Origin of the sequence: Nitratireductor sp. CH_MIT9313-5 (assembly GCF_037029545.1) — a bacterium.
GTDB lineage: Bacteria > Pseudomonadota > Alphaproteobacteria > Rhizobiales > Rhizobiaceae > Chelativorans.
Genome location: NZ_JAYMER010000010.1, coordinates 545,545 through 562,295, shown reverse-complemented (window position 1 = coordinate 562,295; position 16,751 = coordinate 545,545). Strand labels below are relative to the sequence as shown.

The following is a 16,751-nucleotide window of genomic DNA, read 5'->3' as shown; positions in this document are numbered from 1 at the left end:
CTGGCGGATCCGGCCGGCATTCTGCCGGTCTATCGAGAATTGAAAGGACCATATGATGGTCAGTGTCGGCGGCCTTGCCCGCAAGATTTTTGGCTCTTCCAATGATCGCCGCATCAAAAGGCTTCGTCCACAGGTCGCTGCTATCGGCGATCTGGAGAAGGAAATGGAAGCGCTTTCCGACGAGGCGCTGAGAGGCAAGACCGCCGAGTTTCGCGAGCAACTCGCCAACGGGAAGAAGCTGGACGATCTGCTCGTTCCTGCATTCGCCGTGGTGCGCGAGGCCGCCCGGCGTGCGCTTGGGATGCGCCCTTTCGACGTGCAGCTCATCGGCGGCATGGTTCTTCACGAGGGTTCAATCTCGGAAATGAAGACCGGTGAAGGCAAGACCCTCGTCGCCACCCTTCCTGTCTATCTGAATGCGCTGCCCGGCAACGGTGTCCATGTCGTTACCGTCAACGACTACCTTGCGCGTCGTGACGCGGAATGGATGGGCAAGCTCTATGGCTTCCTCGGGCTGAGCACTGGTATCATTGTGCATGGAATGTCCGATGAAGAGCGCCGTGCCGCTTACGCTTGCGACATCACATACGCCACCAACAACGAACTCGGCTTCGACTACCTGCGCGACAACATGAAATATGAGCGCGCACAGATGGTGCAGCGCGGCCATGCATTCGCAATCGTGGACGAGGTCGACTCGATTCTGATCGACGAAGCGCGAACCCCGCTCATCATCTCTGGCCCTCTGGACGATCGCTCGGAGCTCTACGCCAAGATCGACAGCTTCATCCCGCTTCTGAGCGATGAGGACTATGAGATCGACGAGAAGCAGCGCACCGCCACCTTTACCGAGCAGGGCACGGAAAAGGTCGAGGACATGCTGCGCGAGGCGGACCTTTTCAAAGGTGAGGCGCTCTACGACGTCGAGAATGTCGCGGTCGTGCACCACCTCAACAACGCGCTGAAGGCCCACAAGCTGTTCCAGCGTGACAAGGATTACATCGTGCGCAACGACGAACTCGTCATCATCGATGAGTTCACCGGACGTATGATGCCCGGCCGCCGCTATTCGGAAGGTCTGCACCAGGCTCTTGAAGCCAAGGAAGGCGTGTCTATCCAGCCCGAAAACCAGACGCTGGCCTCAATCACCTTCCAGAACTATTTCCGCATGTATGACAAGCTGGCCGGCATGACCGGAACGGCTTCCACGGAAGCGGAAGAGTTTGGCAACATCTATGGTCTCGATGTCGCCGAGATCCCGACCAATCTTCCGATCCAGCGTATCGACGAGGATGACGAAGTCTATCGCACGGTGACGGAGAAGTACCGCGCCATCGTTCGCGACATCAAGGAAGCGCAGGCAAAAGGCCAGCCGGTTCTCGTCGGCACCACCTCAATTGAGAAGTCTGAACTTCTTGCCGAGCATCTGCGCAAGGAAGGCATCCAGGACTTTCAGGTTCTCAATGCGCGCCACCACGAGCGCGAGGCGCAGATCGTTGCACAGGCCGGCAAGCCTGGTGCTGTCACCATCGCCACCAACATGGCCGGTCGCGGTACCGACATCCAGCTTGGTGGCAATCCGGACATGCGCATCGAGGAAGAGCTGGGCGATATGCCCGCTGGCCCCGAGCGTGATGCGAAGGAAAAGGCAATCCGCGAAGACGTTCAGCGGTTGAAGGAACAGGCAAAGGCCGCGGGTGGCCTTTATGTTCTGGCGACCGAGCGTCATGAAAGCCGCCGCATCGACAACCAGCTGCGTGGCCGTTCTGGCCGCCAGGGTGATCCGGGCCGCTCCAAGTTCTACCTGTCGCTGCAGGATGACCTGATGCGCATCTTCGGCTCCGACCGCATGGACGGAATGCTGCAGAAGCTTGGTCTGAAGGAAGACGAGGCAATCGTTCATCCCTGGATCAACAAGGCGCTCGAAAAGGCGCAGAAGAAGGTCGAGGCGCGCAACTTCGATATCCGCAAGAACCTGCTGAAATTCGATGACGTGATGAACGACCAGCGCAAGGTGGTCTTCGAGCAGCGTCTGGAACTGATGGACGGCGAAAACCTCACCGAAACCGTCACCGAGATGCGCCACGATGTGATCGATGATCTCGTGGCAACGCATATCCCCGAAAAGGCCTATGCCGAGCAGTGGGATGTCGAAGGTCTGAAAAAGGCGGTTCGCCAATCGCTCAATCTCGACCTGCCGGTCGACGAGTGGGCTGCCGAGGAAGGCATTGCCGAAGACGATATCCGCGAGCGCATCACCGAGGCCGCCGACAAGGCTGCGGCTGACCGCGCGGAGCGCTTTGGTCCCGACATCATGACCTATGTCGAGAAGTCGATCCTGCTGCAGACGCTCGATGGCCTGTGGCGCGAGCATCTGGTCAATCTCGACCATCTGCGCTCCGTTGTCGGCTTCCGCGGCTACGCGCAGCGTGATCCGCTGAACGAGTACAAGTCGGAAGCCTTCGAGCTTTTCCAGGCCATGCTCGCCAATCTGCGCACCGCCGTCACCGAGCAGCTCATGCGCGTCGAACTCGTTCGCGAGGCTGCCGACGCACCGCCGCCGCAGACGCCGGAAGGTGAAGGCCACCACATCGACGCCACCACCGGCGAGGATGATTTTGGTGGCGACACGATGACACTTGCGCGCAACGAAACGCAGGTCGTCGCCCCTGAACAGCGCGATCCCAACGATCCCTCAACCTGGGGCAAGGTGGCCCGCAACGAGCCCTGCCCCTGCGGCTCCGGTAAAAAATACAAGCACTGCCACGGCGCATTCGCCTGAAGCTGCATTGCTAAGCTGGATCAAGGGCGTGCCGCATGTCGGCGCGCCCTTTTTCTTTGTTACGAGGCACTGGGCTTCGGCCACATGCCGGCTTTTGGAGCCACGCACCCAACTGTTTCTTAAATCCTGTCTGCTACCTGCAGGTGGTATCGATTGGATTTGCGGGGGTGTGGGTGCGCTTTTCGGCAGCGACAACGGCTGAACGTTTCCTTCCGGAGCGGCTTGCTGCGCGCGCCCATCCGTTCGCACAACGTCTTGATGCCATGCTCGCCTCCGCCAATGGCAACGGCCAGGCAGGCCGGATGTCGCTCATTGCCTTCAGCCTACGCATCATCAATGCGGTCATCGCCTTCGCAAGCCAGGTGCTTCTGGCGCGCTATATGGGTGGCTTCGAATACGGAATTTTCGTTCTTGTCTGGGTGACGGTGATCATCCTTGGCAATATCAGCTGCCTCGGCTTTCACACCTCAGTGATACGCTTTATCCCCGAATACCGGGCAAAGAACATGCTGGGCGAGCTCCGTGGCATGGTGAATGCCAGCCGCATCTTCGTCCTGCTGTCCTCGACGGCTTTCATGGCCATTGGCTGGCTCGGCCTCTGGCTCTTCGAAACGCAGATCGAGCGCTACTACATCCTGCCCTTCTATCTCGGCCTCATTTGCCTGCCGATGATCGCGCTGGGCGACCAACTGCAGGGCATTGCACGGGCTAATGCCTGGCCGCTTCTGGCGCTCGCCCCGACCTATGTGCTGCGCCCGGTATTGCTGCTTCTTTTTCTCTTTGCCATTCACATCGCGGGGTATGAGCCGGACGCCGAGAACGCGGTACTTGCCGCCATTCTGGCCACCTGGCTGACCACGATTGCGCAGGCAATAGGCATGCGCATGCAACGCACCGAGAAGATCACCGCACCCCAGAAACTGCGGCTAAGAGACTGGGTGGCCGTCAGCCTGCCGATCTTTCTCGTCGAAAGCATCTTCTTCCTGCAGACCAATGCCGATGTGCTGATGGTTGGCCGCTACATGCAGCCGACAGATGTCGCCATCTACTATGCTGCGGTGAAGACGCTGGCGCTCGTCCATTTCGTCTATTTCGCGGTTAAGGCCGGTGTGGCGCAGCGTTTTGCAACGCTTATCCATGCCGGCGACCGTGAGGCACTTTCCGCCTTCGTGCGCCAAAGCGTGAACTGGACCTTCTGGCCCTCGCTGGCCATGGGGCTTGTCGTGCTGGCGCTGGGTCAGCCGATCCTGATGTTGTTCGGCGAGGAGTTCACACAAGCCTATCCGCTCCTGCTTTTGCTAGTGGCCGCCGTCGTCGCCCGCGCCAGCGTCGGCCCTGCAGAAAGCCTGCTTACAATGAGCGGCCAGCAAAATGCCTGTGCCGCGATCTATGCCTTCATGCTCGCGCTCAACGTCACGCTCAACATGCTGCTGATCCCGCATCTCGGCCTTTGGGGTGCGGCGATTGCCACCTCCATCGCAATGACGTGTGAAGCGCTTCTTCTTGCCTACACCGTGCACCGCAAGCTGGGCCTTGCCATGCATGTGTCGCGGGCCCGCTCAAGCACCAGGGGAATGGAAAAATGGTAGCCAAACCCATTATCGAGGAAACCGGCGGCAGTGCCTCCGGCCCCATGATCGGCACTTTCGCGGGCTTCGACACCACCGGCGAGAGCGCAGAGCTGGAGCTGACTGCGAATGAGAAACCCGCACGCCGTCTGGCCATTTACCCCGCCACGGCGGGATTCGACCTGGTGGAAGAGCTCGATTTTCTTGCCGCACGCGCCATCGAATCGAACATTTTCTTCAATCCGCGTTTCCTCGCACCGGCCATGCCGCGCCTGGAGGATCGCGAAGTGCGCCTCGCCGTCATCCGCGATGGAAACGAGATAAAGAGCCGTCTGCGCCTCCTCGTGCCGTTTTCGGTCGAACGCCCCGTGATGGGCGTGGGCCCATCCATCATGCGAACCTGGTCGCACCCCTTCGGTCCACTTGGAACTCCGCTGGTGGATTGTGATGATCCCGCAGGCGTGGTGGATGATTTCATCTCCATGCTCGCTCGCCCTCATCTGGGCATGCCGAAAGTTCTGGTCCTGCCCGAAACCCGCTTGGACGGGCCATTTGCCGCCGTGCTCCGCAGCGTGGCCGAAGCGCGCAACCTGCCGCTGGTCATGTCCAACAAGGTCGAGCGCCCGTTTCTGGAAAGCAATCTCGACGGCGACGACTATCTGCGCCAGAGCCTGCGCTCCCACCATTTCCGCGAATTTCGCCGGCTTCGCCGCAGGCTCGAGGAAAAGGGTACGCTCGAATATCGCGTCGCGCGCCAGCCACAGGAAATCCGCGAAGGTATCGAAGCCTTCCTCACGCTGGAAGCTTCAGGATGGAAAGGCCGTGAGCGCACGGCCATGGCAGTGGACCGCTTCCGCGCCGCCTTCGCGCGTGAGGCCGTGGACCGGCTTGCCGAGCGCGGCCTCTGCCGCATCCACATGCTGACGCTGGACGACCAGCCCATCGCTTGCCTCGTCGTCTTCATCGAGTCCGGCATCGCCTATACGTGGAAAACCGCTTACGACGAGAACTACGCTGGCTACTCACCCGGCACGCTTCTGATGATCGACGTCACGCGCAATCATCTCGATGACCCGAACATCATCGCAACCGATTCATGTGCCGTTCCCGATCACCCCGTGATGAGCCGCCTTTGGAGCGAACGACGCAGCATCGGCACCTTTGTCATCGGCCTCGTGCCGGGCACGGAAAAGGCAGCACATCAGGCGGCGACCAATATACGTTTCCACCGCGAGGCGCGGAACACGCTGCGCATCCTTCGAAACCGCATGCGGCGCATGCTGCGAAGAAGCTGAGTCGGCGGTCAGTCGGCCTGCGCTTCCTCGACCTCCCTGCGCGCCCTTTCCCTGAAGGTGCGGCGGATCACCTTGCCGGTGGTGGTCAGCGGGATTTCGTCCACGAATTCCAGCTCGCGGGGATATTCGTGCGCCGACAACCGCTCGCGCACCCATAGCCGGATCTCTTCGGCCAGTTCGGCTGAAGGCGCATGCCCCTTGTTGGTGACGATATAGGCTTTCACAATCTCGGTACGCAGCAGATCTGGCTTGCCCACGGCAACGGCGAGAGACACCGCCGGATGCGCCGCAATACAATCCTCGATCTCCGACGGTCCGATGCGGTAACCTGCAGACGTGATGACATCGTCATCGCGTCCGACGAAATGAACATAACCATCTTCATCGAACATGCCCTGATCGCCGGTCGTCATCCAGTCACCGATGAACTTGCGACGTGTCGCATCCTCGTTGTTCCAGTAACCGAGAAACATCACCGGGTCGGGGCGTTTAACGGCAATGTCGCCGGCCTCTCCAACAGGCAACTCATTGCCGTTTTCGTCGATGATCCCCACACGGTGACCCGGCACCGGTCGCCCGATCGCTCCGGCACGTGTTACGCCGAGCGCTGCACAGGACGAAAGCACGATATTGCACTCGGTCTGGCCGTAGAATTCGTTGATCGTCAGACCCAGTTCCCTACGCGCCCACTCATAGGTCTCCCGGCCCAGCGCCTCACCACCCGAAGCGACGCTGCGAAGTGACAGCTTGAAGCGGCTGGAGATGTTTGGCACGGCCTTCAGCATCCGCAGGGCCGTCGGCGGGATGAAGGCATTGCGCACCTGCATGCGCTCCAAAAGCGTCAACGCAGCCTCCGGGTCGAAACGGCCAAGGCGGGCTGCTACGACCGGCAGTCCGAAATAGAGCCCCGGCAAAACGATGTTCAAAAGTCCGCCAGCCCATGCCCAATCGGCAGGCGTCCAAAGCCGGTCGCCTTCCTGTGGAAGAAAATCGTGATGGTACTGAACGCCGGGGATATGCCCCAGAAGGACCCGATGACCATGAAGCGCGCCCTTAGGCGGGCCGGTCGTGCCGGAGGTGAAGATCATAAGGGCCGGATCATCCGGCGTGGTGTCTTCGGGAACGAGATTGGACGAGGCTTTGGCGATAAGTTGATAGAAGTCGTTCGCCTGCCTGTTCCCCTCGCTTACCGTGATGATCCGCTGAAGCTTGGGCAGAGCGTCGCGCAGCGGCGCAAGCTTCTCCGCCCCTGCCAATGTTGCAACAACAAGCTTCGCCCCCGAACTCTGCAACCGATGCTCAAGCGCATCAGCACCGAATAGCAGTGCAAGTGGCACGGCGACGGCACCAAGCTTGTAGATGGCAGCATGGGCGATGACAGTCTCGAAGCCCTGCGCCAGCAAAAGGCCGACCCGGTCCCCGCGCGCGATACCAATATCTCTCAGCACATTGGCAAAGCGGTTCGACTGCTCAGCCAAAGCACCGAAACTGAGCGTCTGTGGCTCACCATCCGGCTGGTAATCAAACAGCGCAATACGTTCGGGATCTTCCCCGGCCCACCGGTCGCTGATGGCCGTGCCGATATTGAACCTTTCCGGGATTTTCCACGCGAAGTCCCTATAGAGGGCCTCATAACTCTCCCGCCGCTCAAGCATCACCAGCCTCCCGAATGATTCCAGGCTTCCTCCAAACCTGAAGTCGAAGATTAGGCGCAAGCAATTGCAGCGTAAAGCAGACCGCAGATGCGGCCTGCGCAAAGGCGCTGTGGGATTATTCGTGGGAGAATGAAGCTTGGTGCCCCTGGCCGGACTCGAACCAGCACTCCTTGCGGAAACCGATTTTGAGTCGGTCGCGTCTACCAATTCCGCCACAGGGGCCGCGCCACGAGGGCGGACGCTGCGGACTATACGAGCAGGCCTGCCCGCGTCAACCACGTGTCGCGGACGGAGCTTCATTTTTATGTGCTCCACGCCCAATATCGAACCGCCCTTGCCGCTGCGGCACCGCCACCACTTGCATCGCCAGCCCGCATCGGGCATTGCCCTTGCAACCGGTTTGGCCGGATGGATGGAGATCAGAGCCGCTCATGCTACGCAGACTCTATGATTACACCCTGTCGCTGGCAGCGACACGGCATGCAGAGAAGGCGCTCGCCAGCGTCTCCTTTATCGAAAGCTCCGTCTTTCCGATCCCACCGGATGTTCTGCTCATTCCGATGGTGCTCTCCGAGCGCGCGAAGTGGCTGCGCCACGCGTTGATTTGCACGATCGCTTCGGTTGCGGGCGCACTTTTGGGCTATCTGATCGGCGCCTTTCTCTATGAAGCCATCGGTGAGCCAGTGCTGGCCTTCTACGGCAAGGAAGATTCCTTCGAAAAGATCGCTGCCTGGTACAATGAGTGGGGCGGCTGGGGCGTTCTCTTCGCCGCTGTCACGCCATTCCCTTACAAGGTGCTGACAATATTTTCAGGCGCGACGGGCCTGAGCCTGCCAGTCTTCATCATCGTTTCGATTATCGGGCGTGGCCTGCGCTTCTTCCTGGTTGCCTGGCTTCTCTACAAGTTCGGACCGCCCATCCGCATCTTCATTGAAAAGAATCTCGGCCTTCTTTTTACCGCCTTCATGGTACTTCTGATCGGCGGTTTCGTGGCCATCCGTTACGTATTCTAGTCACTCGAGGAAAACCGCATGACGATGCTCAAGGCACCTGCCGGCAAGACCCAGACATTGGCTTCGGCCTTTTTAGCTGCCGCGATGGCGGCAACTGTCGGCACTGCGCTCGGATTCCAACATATCGGCGGTTACCTGCCCTGCAAATTGTGCCTCGAGCAGCGTCTTCCATACTATATCGGCGTACCTGTCATGCTGCTGGCGCTTGTTGCCGCGCTAATGAAGTTGCCCGGCATGGTGACGCGCATGCTCCTGCTTGCCGGTGGTCTATTGATGATCTGGGGGCTTGGCCTTGCAGTCTATCACGCGGGCGTGGAATGGGCCTTCTGGCCAGGACCTGCAGATTGCGGCGTTGGCTTTGCGCCTGCAGAGGGCAACAATCTTCTGGATCAGCTCAATGCCGTCGTTCCACCATCCTGTGATGTTGCCGCCGGGCGCTTTCTCGGCCTGTCTTTTGCCGGCTGGAATGTGATTGCAAGCGCTATTCTCGCAACCATAGCGCTGAAAGCCGCCTTCGCAGCACCCCGCCAGAACTGACCGTTCAGGCTCAGGGCTCCAGCTCGACATCCCAGTAGAGATAGTCCATCCAGCTTTCGTGCAGATAGTTCGGCGGGAAGGATCGGCCATTGTTGTGCAGGTCCTGCACTGTCGGGCGGTAAGGCTTCTGCTGCGGCCACATCTTTGCCTGGGACGGCATGGCCCCACCCTTTCTCAGGTTGCAGGGCGAACAGGCAGCGACCACATTTTCCCATGACGTCACGCCACCGAGCCGGCGCGGGACCACGTGATCGAAGGTGAGGTCCTCCCGCGTTCCGCAATACTGGCACTGGAAGCGGTCCCGCAGGAAAACGTTGAAGCGTGTAAAGGCGGGAAAGCGCGAAGGCTTCACATAGGTCTTCAGGCTGACAACGCTTGGTATGCGCATCTGGAAAGATGGCGATGAGACCTGGTGGTCATACTCCGCGACAATGTTCACCCGGTCGAGGAATACGGCTTTAATAGCGTCCTGCCACGACCATAGTGACAGGGGATAATAACTAAGCGGCCTGTAATCCGCATTGAGCACCAGCGCGGGCATGCCGTCTGGCGAGACTGCGACCGTCACGTTCCCGAAGCTCCTTCGCAAGACAGATCGATCGATGCAGATACTGTAAGCTGTGAGTGACAGGAATGTGAAGCAGTTATTCAACAAGATGAACCGGCAAATCAGCCGGATTTACAGCTTTTGCGTCAGCTTTCTTACGTAAAGGCAGGAAGCTTCGCCTCACGCCCCTTCACCTCGCGATAAAAAGCCCAGAACAGTCGCGCGGCAACGGACCGCCAGGGCGTCCATGATTCGGCCATGACGGCAAGTCCAAGCGCAGTCGGACGCTTCTGCAGATCGAAAGCCATTTGCACGGCAACCTGCAGCGCCACATCTCCAGCAGGGAATACATCCGCGTGCCCGGCGCAGGACAGCAGGTAAACCTGCGCCGACCATGGGCCAAGCCCCGGCAGGGCAGTGATCGCGGTCGTGGCTGCTTCCACATCCCAATCGCAAAGCACCTCAAGGTCCAGTTTACCTGAAGCAGCGGCCTGTGCCAGAGCCAGAAGCGCTTTTTGTTTTGCGCGTGACAGACCCGCCTCGACCAGAACGGGTTCACCGGCTTCAAGCACTCCCTGCGGGTCCAGCGGATCTATCAATAGGCACAGCCGCCCCGTGATCGCGCTGGCACTGGCAAGTGATACCTGTTGGGAAACGATGATCGAGGCGAGACTTGAAAACCCGGCGGGGCGACGGCGCAGATCCACCTCACCTGCCTGTTGGCGAACCCGCGTCAATCTGGGATCAAGCAACTCCAACGCATCCAGCCCCGTTGCAACATCCGACAGCGTTTCAATACGAATTGGCACTGAACATTCCCTGCTTGAGCTTCGCCGCCGTAAACCCTAGCAACGTCTTCATGAGCGCACCAACCCGTTTTCAGCCGCGATGACCAGACCCGTTTTCCGCTTCGCCCCCAGTCCGAACGGCGCGTTGCATTTGGGCCATGCCTATTCCGCGCTTCTCAATATTGCCATGGCCGGAGAGATTGGCGGACGCCTTCTCCTGCGCATGGAAGACATAGATACCACGCGATGCACGCCCGAACTGGAAGCGGCCATATTGACGGATCTGGATTGGCTCGGCATTGACTACGAGACCCCCTATCGCCGTCAATCCGACCACTGGGACGATTACCAGGAGGCCCTGGACCGGCTGATAGACGACGAGATCGTCTATCCCGCCTTCCTAACCCGCGGCGAAGTGCGCCGCTACATTTGCGCCCGCGAGGAGGAGGGGGAGGAGTGGCCACGCGATCCCGATGGCGCGCCCCTGTTTCCCCCACTCGACCGAGAGCGTTCAGTCTCAGAACGCAAATCCCTGCTAGCCGACGGTCTGCCATTTGCCTGGCGTCTGGATATGCAGGCAGCACTTGATCACCTTCGCACTTCCATTCACTGGGAAGAGACGGGGGCTGGTCCAGCCGGTGAGACCGGCACGATCCGTGCCAATCCGGCGCAATGGGGTGATGTCGTTATCGCGCGCAAGGAAACCCCGACCAGCTATCATCTGTCAGTCGTTGTCGATGATGCCTTGCAGGGTGTCACGCATGTGGTGCGCGGACGCGATCTCTTTCATGCCACAGCAGTGCATCGCCTTCTCCAGGAACTGATGGGCCTGCCTGTTCCCCGGTACCACCATCACGACCTGATACTCGGCGATGACGGACGCAAATTGTCGAAGAGTGCAGGAGATACAAGCCTGCAGGCCCTCCGCCAGGCCGGCGCCACTCGGGCAGACATTGTCCGGATGGTGGGGTTGGAACGGATGATCTGAGGCATTCCGGGGCGGAACAGGAAGCCGCGATGGCAATTATCAAGACATGACGGAAGCTACATTTCTCACCCTTGCTTGCGCCCTGGCCTTTGGTGCCACGCACTATCTGGTGCCGAAACTGAACTTTCTGTCAGCCGTACCCCGAAGCCGCTGGCTTTCCCTGTCGGGTGGCGTTGCTGTTGCCTATGTCTTCATGCACCTGTTGCCCGAATTGGCGGAACACGAACGCGCCCTGGCTGAAGAGGGGCATGCCTCCGAAATTCTCGTCTACGCTCTCGCCATGAGCGGTCTGGCCGTCTTCTACGGTCTCGAGCAATATGTGCAAATGGCAAAGCGCTCCGCGTCACAGGTGGAGACCGAGGCATTCTGGATACATCTTGGTGCCTTCGCCCTCTACAATCTGCTGATCGGCTATTTCCTGCTGCATCGTGAAGAAGCGGGCATCGCGTCGCTCGCCATCTACTTCGTCGCCATGGCGCTGCATTTCGTCACGAATGACTTCGGCATGCATCAGCATCACCGCGAACTCTATGACAGGAAAGGGCGCTGGCTTCTGGCTCTGGCTGTGCTCTCGGGCTGGGCCCTGGGCCTGCTCGTGGAACTGCCCAAAACCTGGCTGATCGCCACATTCTCGTTTCTTGCGGGCGGTGTGGTCCTGAATGTCTTGAAGGAGGAACTGCCCGAGGAGCGCCAAAGCAGCTTCATAGCCTTCGCAGGCGGTCTGGCGCTCTACGGGACCTTGCTTGCGGCACTTTGAGGCTATGGCTTGTTTCAGGTGACGCGGTTTACGATTGCCTTGACCACAACCAACACGAAGAACAGCGCGAAGCTTCCCACCAGTCCGGTCATCACCGACTCGGAGAGATTGGCCATCCGCACGCCGCGCTCGTTCATCCAGTAGATCGCTCCGAAGAAACCGACCGTGATGATGACTGCGTTGGGAACCGGCCCGTAGGCCGCGTGACCCAGTATAGCGTCCAGAGCCATGGCAAGCATGTAGGACAGCAAAAGCACGGTCACGACCGCGAACATCAGCCAGGACGCATCCAGTTTCATCAGCATTGATCATGTCCCCCGCATTGCTGGGCCAGCGGCAGTCGGAATTCAGCACCATTGACATTAGGCACAAAAACTTTCGGTTTCCTTGCATCTTCAAGCTGGCAAGATCCTCTTGTCGACCATGGAATAGTCTTTGATGCCCAGCCCTACCCGCTTCATCCCCGCGCTATTCGTCCTGCTATGGGCGACCGGATTTATCGGCGCGCGCTATGCAATGCCCTGGGCGGAACCATTTACCTTTCTCTGGATACGCTTTGCGCTGTCTATCGGCCTGCTGCTTCTCATGGTGCCTTTCATGAAATTGAAGCCCATGACGCCTGTCACCGCACTTCATGCGGCATTTGCGGGCATGTTGATGCACGGCATCTATCTGGGCGGCGTGTTCTGGGCGGTACGTCGCGGATTGCCTGCAGGTTTGGCAGGCCTGATCGTCGGCCTCCAGCCAATGCTGACGGCGATCATTGCGGGCCTCTTCATTGGCGAGCACATCACGCGCCGCCACTGGGCAGGCCTTGCGGTGGGTCTGCTCGGCGTCGCCATCGTGCTGTCGCCCAAACTGGGTGATCTGAACAGCGGCGTGACAGTCGCAACGGTAAGTGCGGGGCTTGCAGCCGTGTTCGCCATGAGCATCGGCACCGTCTGGCAGAAGCGGTTTGTGAAAGGCACGGATCTGGTCACGACCACCCTGTGCCAATATGCCGGCGGTATGCTCATGGCGCTGCCGATCGCGTTCTTGTTCGAGACCGGGCATTTCGTGCTTACCGGCGAACTGATCTTCGCCATGGTCTGGCTCGTTCTCGTCCTGTCCATCGGCGCCATCTTCCTTCTGATGGTGCTGATCGAACACGGCGAGGTCGCGCGGGTGGCATCGCTTTTCTATCTGGTGCCTGCGGTCACGGCCATCATGGCATTCGTGCTGTTCGGTGAGACGCTCACCGTGGTGCAGATGATCGGCATCGCGGTAACAAGCTTCGGCGTGGCCCTCGCCACGCTTCAGGCACGGCCGGCCGCACGTATGGCGCGGTAGCGCATAATGGCTGCGTTGAGCTCTCCACCGAGAATGAAGATCACCGAGACGATGTAGAGAAACACCACCGCCACCATGATGGAGGCGAGCCCCGCATAGGTGTTGGCATAGCTGGAAAACCGGCTGAGATAGGCCGCAAACAAGGTGGAAGCCCCGATCCAGGCGGCGAGTGTAAAAACCAGTCCCGGCAGGATGTCGATAAGCCGGCGCTTGCCGGCTGGCAGCCACAGATGCACCGTCACCAGCGCCAGTACCAGCACGCTGACGGCGATCAAGTAGCGCCACAGCGTGATGGTTCCCGTGTAGGGCGCGAGCCAGTCGAACCGGTCGGCCGCGAATTGCGCGGCGATTGGTACGGCCACCAGCAGAAGACTGATCGCAAAAAAGCCTGCAGCCGCCACGAGAACAAAGGCAAGGCTCTGCGCTCGCCGATAGATGATGGAACGGCGCTCCGCGACGCGATAGGCGCGGTTGAGCGAAAGCCGCAGCGCTTCCACGCCATTGGACGCAAAGACACCGGCAACAACCACACCAAAGGTGAGAACGCCGCCGCGCCGCACGCCCAGAACATTCACCACTTCCTTCGCTATCGGCTCCGCGACTTCCTTGGGCCAGGTATCGAACACGATGTGAACGGCCGTTTCCGAAAACGCGTCCGCGCCAAGAAAACTGGCCAGCGCGGTCGCAAAGATCAGAAACGGGAAAATGGCCAGAAGCGCACTCAGCGCAAGATGGCTGGCCATGGCCCAGCCATCATCAGCATCGAAATGGCCGTAGGCATCGCCGATGACACGCCGCATGGCGAGATATCTTGGCACCCTTGCGCGCTCCGTTTGTTTCGCTTGAACGAATATGTGAAACCGTCTTCCTTATAGACAACCACCGAACAATGAAAATTGCCGGACGATCATGGAAAAAAGCATCATTGTCACCGGAGCATCTTCCGGCATCGGCGCTTATTGTGCCCGCGCATTGAAAGCTGACGGCTGGCGAGTCTTCGCAACCGCCCGCAATGCGCAGGATCTTGAAGCGCTGGAAGCAGACGGCATCGAGGCGCTCTATCTCGATTATACGGAGCCGGAATCGATAGAAGCCCTGGTGGCCGAAGTGCTCTCGCGCACCGACGGCAGGCTTGATGCGCTCTATAACAATGGCGCCTATGCTCAGCCCGGTGCGGTGGAAGACCTCCCCGTCGATGCGCTACGCCTGCAGTTCGAGGCGAATTTCCTCGGCTGGCATGACCTCACCCGCAGGATCATCCCTGTCATGCGCGCGCAGGGTCACGGTCGCATCGTCCATTGCTCCTCAATCCTTGGGCTTGTCCCGGTCAAATATCGCGGTGCCTATGTCGCCTCGAAACATGCGATCGAAGGGCTCATGCTGTGCCAGCGGCAGGAACTGGATGGCAGCGGCATTCATGTCTCGCTGATCGAGCCGGGCCCGATAGCCTCACGCTTCGCCAATAACGGGCTCGAATGGTTCGAGAAGAACATCGACCGCGAAAACTCTGCCCATCGGGAGGAGTATGAAGCGCAGCTCAAGCGCCTGACCGAAGGCGGGACCAAGTCGCGCATGAAGCTTGGCCCTGATGCGGTATATGCGGTTTTGCGCCATGCACTTCTTTCGAAAAAGCCCCGTCCGCACTATCTGGTAACCTGGCCAGCAAAGATCGGCGCGGGCTTGAAACGCCTGCTTCCTGCCGATCGTCTTTATCGTTTTCTCGCCACTCAGGCCTGACCTGCTGCGGGAAAGCCCGCAGCACAAGGAATGGATTGATGTCCGAAATCTTCAACATTCTCTCGATCCTCGTCATGGTGGCGGTGGTTTTCGTGCTCATCCGCGGCCTCATCAACATGATGCGCGGCGGCTCGGGAAACACTTCCAACAAGCTCATGCAGGCACGCGTCGCGCTCCAGTTCGTGGCCGTGATCTTCATCGTGCTTGCGATGTATTACGCGAAATCCCAGAGCTGACATGGTCAAGCTGAACAAGATTTACACCCGCACCGGCGATGACGGCACGACCGGCCTTGCCACCGGCAAGCGCCGTTTAAAGTCGGACCTGCGGGTCGAAGCATACGGCACTGTCGACGAGGCAAATGCCGCCATCGGCCTTGCCCGCCTTCATACGCAAGGCAGCGAAATCGACGGGATGCTGGAGCGTATCCAGAACGATCTGTTCGACCTGGGCGCCGACCTTTCCACGCCGGAGACCGGCGAGGAAATGAAATGGGAGCCGCTGCGCATTGTCGATACGCAGGTAGAAAGGCTGGAGCAAGACATTGATGCCCTGAACGCCTCCCTTGAACCATTGCGTTCCTTCATCCTGCCTGCCGGTTCGCCCGCCTCTGCCCATCTGCATCTCGCCCGCACCGTCGCCAGACGCGCGGAACGGCTGATGGTCGCGCTCTCCGCGCTGGAAGGTGAAAACGTCAATCCTGCAGCTCTGAAATACATCAACCGTGTTTCCGACTTCCTCTTCGTCGCCGCACGCAGCCTGAATGACAATGGCAAGGCGGACGTGTTATGGAAGCCCGGTGAAAATCGATGAAATGACCCGGCGGGGCACCGGGGGAGGTCCCGCATGTTCATACCACTGCACGACGCAAATCAGCTGCGCCACATCAAGCGTCAATATGTGACGCTCGGCATCATTGCGTTGAATGTTTTCGCCTGGCTCGCCACCTCGCTTGGCGGCGCGGATTTCGCCCAGGCAACAGTTATCGGCCTCGGCTATATTCCCTCTGTCGCCTATGACATTGCCTATCTGCCGCCCGAGCTTGAGCTCGTGCCGGCGCCCCTCACCTATGTCACCTATGCGTTTCTCCATGCAGACCTTCTGCATCTGGGCGGCAACATGCTCTTCCTCTGGGTCTTTGGCGACAATATCGAGGATGCGCTTGGTCATGTTCGCTTCCTGATCTTCTACCTCGCATGTGCCATCGCAGGTGCCGCCTTTCACGGCATGGTGGTTCCCGAATCCCAGTCTCCGCTCATCGGCGCCTCGGGTGCGGTTGCCGGTATCGTGGCCGCCTATCTGGTGCTGCATCCCCGCGTGAAACTCTGGGTGCTCGCCTTTGCCCGAATTCCACTGCGCGTACCTGCATGGACAGCGCTGGCGCTGTGGATCCTCTACCAGTTCGCAATGTTCGGCCTCGACCATGAGAACCAGGTCTCCTGGGCAGCCCATATCGGCGGCGTATTGGCAGGCGCGGTTCTGGTGGTCATACTGCGCCGGAAGAACGTGCCACTGCTCGACAAGCGCATCCAAACGCCCAAAGCTGCAAAGCTGGAAAACGAGATTGCACCCCAGGATGTGGAGCCCCATGCACCGCGGCCCTGGGGCCGCTAATCGATTAGGAACGCTTGTGCGCCTCGTCCCGTATTGACGTGCGCGTCAATGCTCTCTACGTTCCCGCCGACTTACGGCATCTGCGGCTAACCGTGGGAGGGAGATGCCCCGGTTTCCCCTCCTTCGAAATCCGCTAAATGA

The 16,751-nt window shown here is 59.7% G+C and carries 17 protein-coding genes and 1 tRNA gene; 12 read left to right on the top strand and 6 right to left on the bottom strand.

The window, feature by feature from the left end:
* The first annotated feature begins 55 nt into the window (after positions 1 to 55).
* The 3 genes from secA (at position 56) to WA367_RS03980 (ending at position 5,645) form a co-directional block, all read left to right on the top strand.
* On the top strand, positions 56 to 2,782 hold the full coding sequence (gene secA / locus WA367_RS03990) for a preprotein translocase subunit SecA (RefSeq protein ID WP_336055528.1): 2,727 nt from the start codon (positions 56 to 58) through the stop codon (positions 2,780 to 2,782).
* Between the two features lie 173 nt (positions 2,783 to 2,955).
* Positions 2,956 to 4,371: a lipopolysaccharide biosynthesis protein gene (locus tag WA367_RS03985; RefSeq protein ID WP_336055476.1), complete on the top strand. Its 1,416-nt coding sequence runs from the start codon at positions 2,956 to 2,958 to the stop codon at positions 4,369 to 4,371.
* Positions 4,365 to 5,645, top strand: a complete 1,281-nt coding sequence (locus tag WA367_RS03980) for a GNAT family N-acetyltransferase (protein ID WP_336055475.1) — start codon at positions 4,365 to 4,367, stop codon at positions 5,643 to 5,645. Before WA367_RS03985 ends, WA367_RS03980 begins: the two co-directional genes overlap by 7 nt.
* A gap of 8 nt (positions 5,646 to 5,653) precedes the next feature.
* Here the strand turns inward: WA367_RS03980 and WA367_RS03975 are convergent, their stop codons facing one another.
* Together WA367_RS03975 and WA367_RS03970 are read right to left on the bottom strand one after the other, a co-directional pair.
* Positions 5,654 to 7,300, bottom strand: coding sequence for an AMP-binding protein (locus WA367_RS03975; protein WP_336055474.1), 1,647 nt, complete (start codon positions 7,298 to 7,300; stop codon positions 5,654 to 5,656).
* Positions 7,301 to 7,437: 137 nt separating this feature from the next.
* Positions 7,438 to 7,522, bottom strand: a tRNA-Leu gene (locus WA367_RS03970).
* Between the two features lie 209 nt (positions 7,523 to 7,731).
* Between WA367_RS03970 and WA367_RS03965 the strand changes: the two genes are divergently transcribed.
* Together WA367_RS03965 and WA367_RS03960 are read left to right on the top strand one after the other, a co-directional pair.
* The gene (locus tag WA367_RS03965) at positions 7,732 to 8,313 is read left to right on the top strand and encodes a YqaA family protein (RefSeq protein ID WP_336055473.1); all 582 of its coding nucleotides are present in this window, start codon (positions 7,732 to 7,734) and stop codon (positions 8,311 to 8,313) included.
* 18 nt (positions 8,314 to 8,331) lie between these two features.
* Positions 8,332 to 8,850, top strand: coding sequence for a disulfide bond formation protein B (locus WA367_RS03960; protein WP_336055472.1), 519 nt, complete (start codon positions 8,332 to 8,334; stop codon positions 8,848 to 8,850).
* A gap of 10 nt (positions 8,851 to 8,860) precedes the next feature.
* On the opposite strand, the gene WA367_RS03955 is transcribed toward WA367_RS03960, so the two are convergent.
* Together WA367_RS03955 and WA367_RS03950 are read right to left on the bottom strand one after the other, a co-directional pair.
* Complete coding sequence (locus WA367_RS03955) at positions 8,861 to 9,418, bottom strand: HNH endonuclease (protein ID WP_336055471.1); 558 nt, start codon at positions 9,416 to 9,418, stop codon at positions 8,861 to 8,863.
* Between the two features lie 134 nt (positions 9,419 to 9,552).
* Positions 9,553 to 10,206 carry a DNA-3-methyladenine glycosylase family protein gene (locus WA367_RS03950; RefSeq protein WP_336055470.1) on the bottom strand — a complete coding sequence of 218 codons (654 nt, stop codon included), beginning with the start codon at positions 10,204 to 10,206 and terminating at the stop codon, positions 9,553 to 9,555.
* Between the two features lie 79 nt (positions 10,207 to 10,285).
* Here WA367_RS03950 and gluQRS point away from each other — a divergent pair, with 79 nt between their 5' ends.
* Both gluQRS and WA367_RS03940 read left to right on the top strand, forming a co-directional pair.
* Positions 10,286 to 11,173, top strand: coding sequence for a tRNA glutamyl-Q(34) synthetase GluQRS (gene gluQRS, locus WA367_RS03945; RefSeq protein WP_336055469.1), 888 nt, complete (start codon positions 10,286 to 10,288; stop codon positions 11,171 to 11,173).
* A gap of 46 nt (positions 11,174 to 11,219) precedes the next feature.
* Entirely contained in the window at positions 11,220 to 11,930 is a 711-nt protein-coding gene (locus WA367_RS03940; protein ID WP_336055468.1) for a hypothetical protein, read from the top strand.
* A 14-nt stretch (positions 11,931 to 11,944) separates the two neighbouring features.
* On the opposite strand, the gene WA367_RS03935 is transcribed toward WA367_RS03940, so the two are convergent.
* A complete protein-coding gene (locus WA367_RS03935) occupies positions 11,945 to 12,235 on the bottom strand; it encodes a hypothetical protein (protein ID WP_336055467.1) in 291 nt (96 codons plus the stop codon).
* Between the two features lie 133 nt (positions 12,236 to 12,368).
* On the opposite strand from WA367_RS03935, the gene WA367_RS03930 reads away from it, so the two are divergent.
* On the top strand, positions 12,369 to 13,259 hold the full coding sequence (locus WA367_RS03930) for a DMT family transporter (protein WP_336055466.1): 891 nt from the start codon (positions 12,369 to 12,371) through the stop codon (positions 13,257 to 13,259).
* Here WA367_RS03930 and WA367_RS03925 read toward each other — a convergent pair.
* Positions 13,226 to 14,059, bottom strand: a complete 834-nt coding sequence (locus tag WA367_RS03925) for a YihY/virulence factor BrkB family protein (RefSeq protein ID WP_336055465.1) — start codon at positions 14,057 to 14,059, stop codon at positions 13,226 to 13,228. The genes WA367_RS03930 and WA367_RS03925 overlap by 34 nt on opposite strands.
* A 109-nt stretch (positions 14,060 to 14,168) precedes the next feature.
* Here WA367_RS03925 and WA367_RS03920 point away from each other — a divergent pair, with 109 nt between their 5' ends.
* The 4 genes from WA367_RS03920 to WA367_RS03905 are packed head-to-tail and all read left to right on the top strand — an operon-like array spanning position 14,169 to position 16,610.
* Positions 14,169 to 14,996: an SDR family oxidoreductase gene (locus WA367_RS03920; RefSeq protein WP_336055464.1), complete on the top strand. Its 828-nt coding sequence runs from the start codon at positions 14,169 to 14,171 to the stop codon at positions 14,994 to 14,996.
* A 38-nt stretch (positions 14,997 to 15,034) separates the two neighbouring features.
* Positions 15,035 to 15,232 carry a twin transmembrane helix small protein gene (locus WA367_RS03915; RefSeq protein WP_336055463.1) on the top strand — a complete coding sequence of 66 codons (198 nt, stop codon included), beginning with the start codon at positions 15,035 to 15,037 and terminating at the stop codon, positions 15,230 to 15,232.
* 1 nt (position 15,233) lies between these two features.
* Positions 15,234 to 15,809 carry a cob(I)yrinic acid a,c-diamide adenosyltransferase gene (locus WA367_RS03910; protein ID WP_336055462.1) on the top strand — a complete coding sequence of 192 codons (576 nt, stop codon included), beginning with the start codon at positions 15,234 to 15,236 and terminating at the stop codon, positions 15,807 to 15,809.
* Between the two features lie 33 nt (positions 15,810 to 15,842).
* Positions 15,843 to 16,610: a rhomboid family intramembrane serine protease gene (locus tag WA367_RS03905; RefSeq protein ID WP_336055461.1), complete on the top strand. Its 768-nt coding sequence runs from the start codon at positions 15,843 to 15,845 to the stop codon at positions 16,608 to 16,610.
* Positions 16,611 to 16,751: the final 141 nt, after the last annotated feature.

What these genes read in the sequence shown, in the direction of transcription:
- WA367_RS03905 (WP_336055461.1), top strand. Translation starts at nt 15,843, where the DNA reads ATGTTCATACCACTGCACGACGCAAATCAGCTGCGCCACATCAAGCGT.
- WA367_RS03910 (WP_336055462.1), top strand. Translation starts at nt 15,234, where the DNA reads ATGGTCAAGCTGAACAAGATTTACACCCGCACCGGCGATGACGGCACG.
- WA367_RS03920 (WP_336055464.1), top strand. Translation starts at nt 14,169, where the DNA reads ATGGAAAAAAGCATCATTGTCACCGGAGCATCTTCCGGCATCGGCGCT.
- WA367_RS03975 (WP_336055474.1), bottom strand. Translation starts at nt 7,300, where the DNA reads ATGCTTGAGCGGCGGGAGAGTTATGAGGCCCTCTATAGGGACTTCGCG.
- WA367_RS03925 (WP_336055465.1), bottom strand. Translation starts at nt 14,059, where the DNA reads ATGCGGCGTGTCATCGGCGATGCCTACGGCCATTTCGATGCTGATGAT.
- WA367_RS03915 (WP_336055463.1), top strand. Translation starts at nt 15,035, where the DNA reads ATGTCCGAAATCTTCAACATTCTCTCGATCCTCGTCATGGTGGCGGTG.
- gluQRS (WP_336055469.1), top strand. Translation starts at nt 10,286, where the DNA reads ATGACCAGACCCGTTTTCCGCTTCGCCCCCAGTCCGAACGGCGCGTTG.
- WA367_RS03930 (WP_336055466.1), top strand. Translation starts at nt 12,369, where the DNA reads ATGCCCAGCCCTACCCGCTTCATCCCCGCGCTATTCGTCCTGCTATGG.
- secA (WP_336055528.1), top strand. Translation starts at nt 56, where the DNA reads ATGGTCAGTGTCGGCGGCCTTGCCCGCAAGATTTTTGGCTCTTCCAAT.
- WA367_RS03935 (WP_336055467.1), bottom strand. Translation starts at nt 12,235, where the DNA reads ATGCTGATGAAACTGGATGCGTCCTGGCTGATGTTCGCGGTCGTGACC.
- WA367_RS03940 (WP_336055468.1), top strand. Translation starts at nt 11,220, where the DNA reads ATGACGGAAGCTACATTTCTCACCCTTGCTTGCGCCCTGGCCTTTGGT.
- WA367_RS03960 (WP_336055472.1), top strand. Translation starts at nt 8,332, where the DNA reads ATGACGATGCTCAAGGCACCTGCCGGCAAGACCCAGACATTGGCTTCG.
- WA367_RS03980 (WP_336055475.1), top strand. Translation starts at nt 4,365, where the DNA reads ATGGTAGCCAAACCCATTATCGAGGAAACCGGCGGCAGTGCCTCCGGC.
- WA367_RS03965 (WP_336055473.1), top strand. Translation starts at nt 7,732, where the DNA reads ATGCTACGCAGACTCTATGATTACACCCTGTCGCTGGCAGCGACACGG.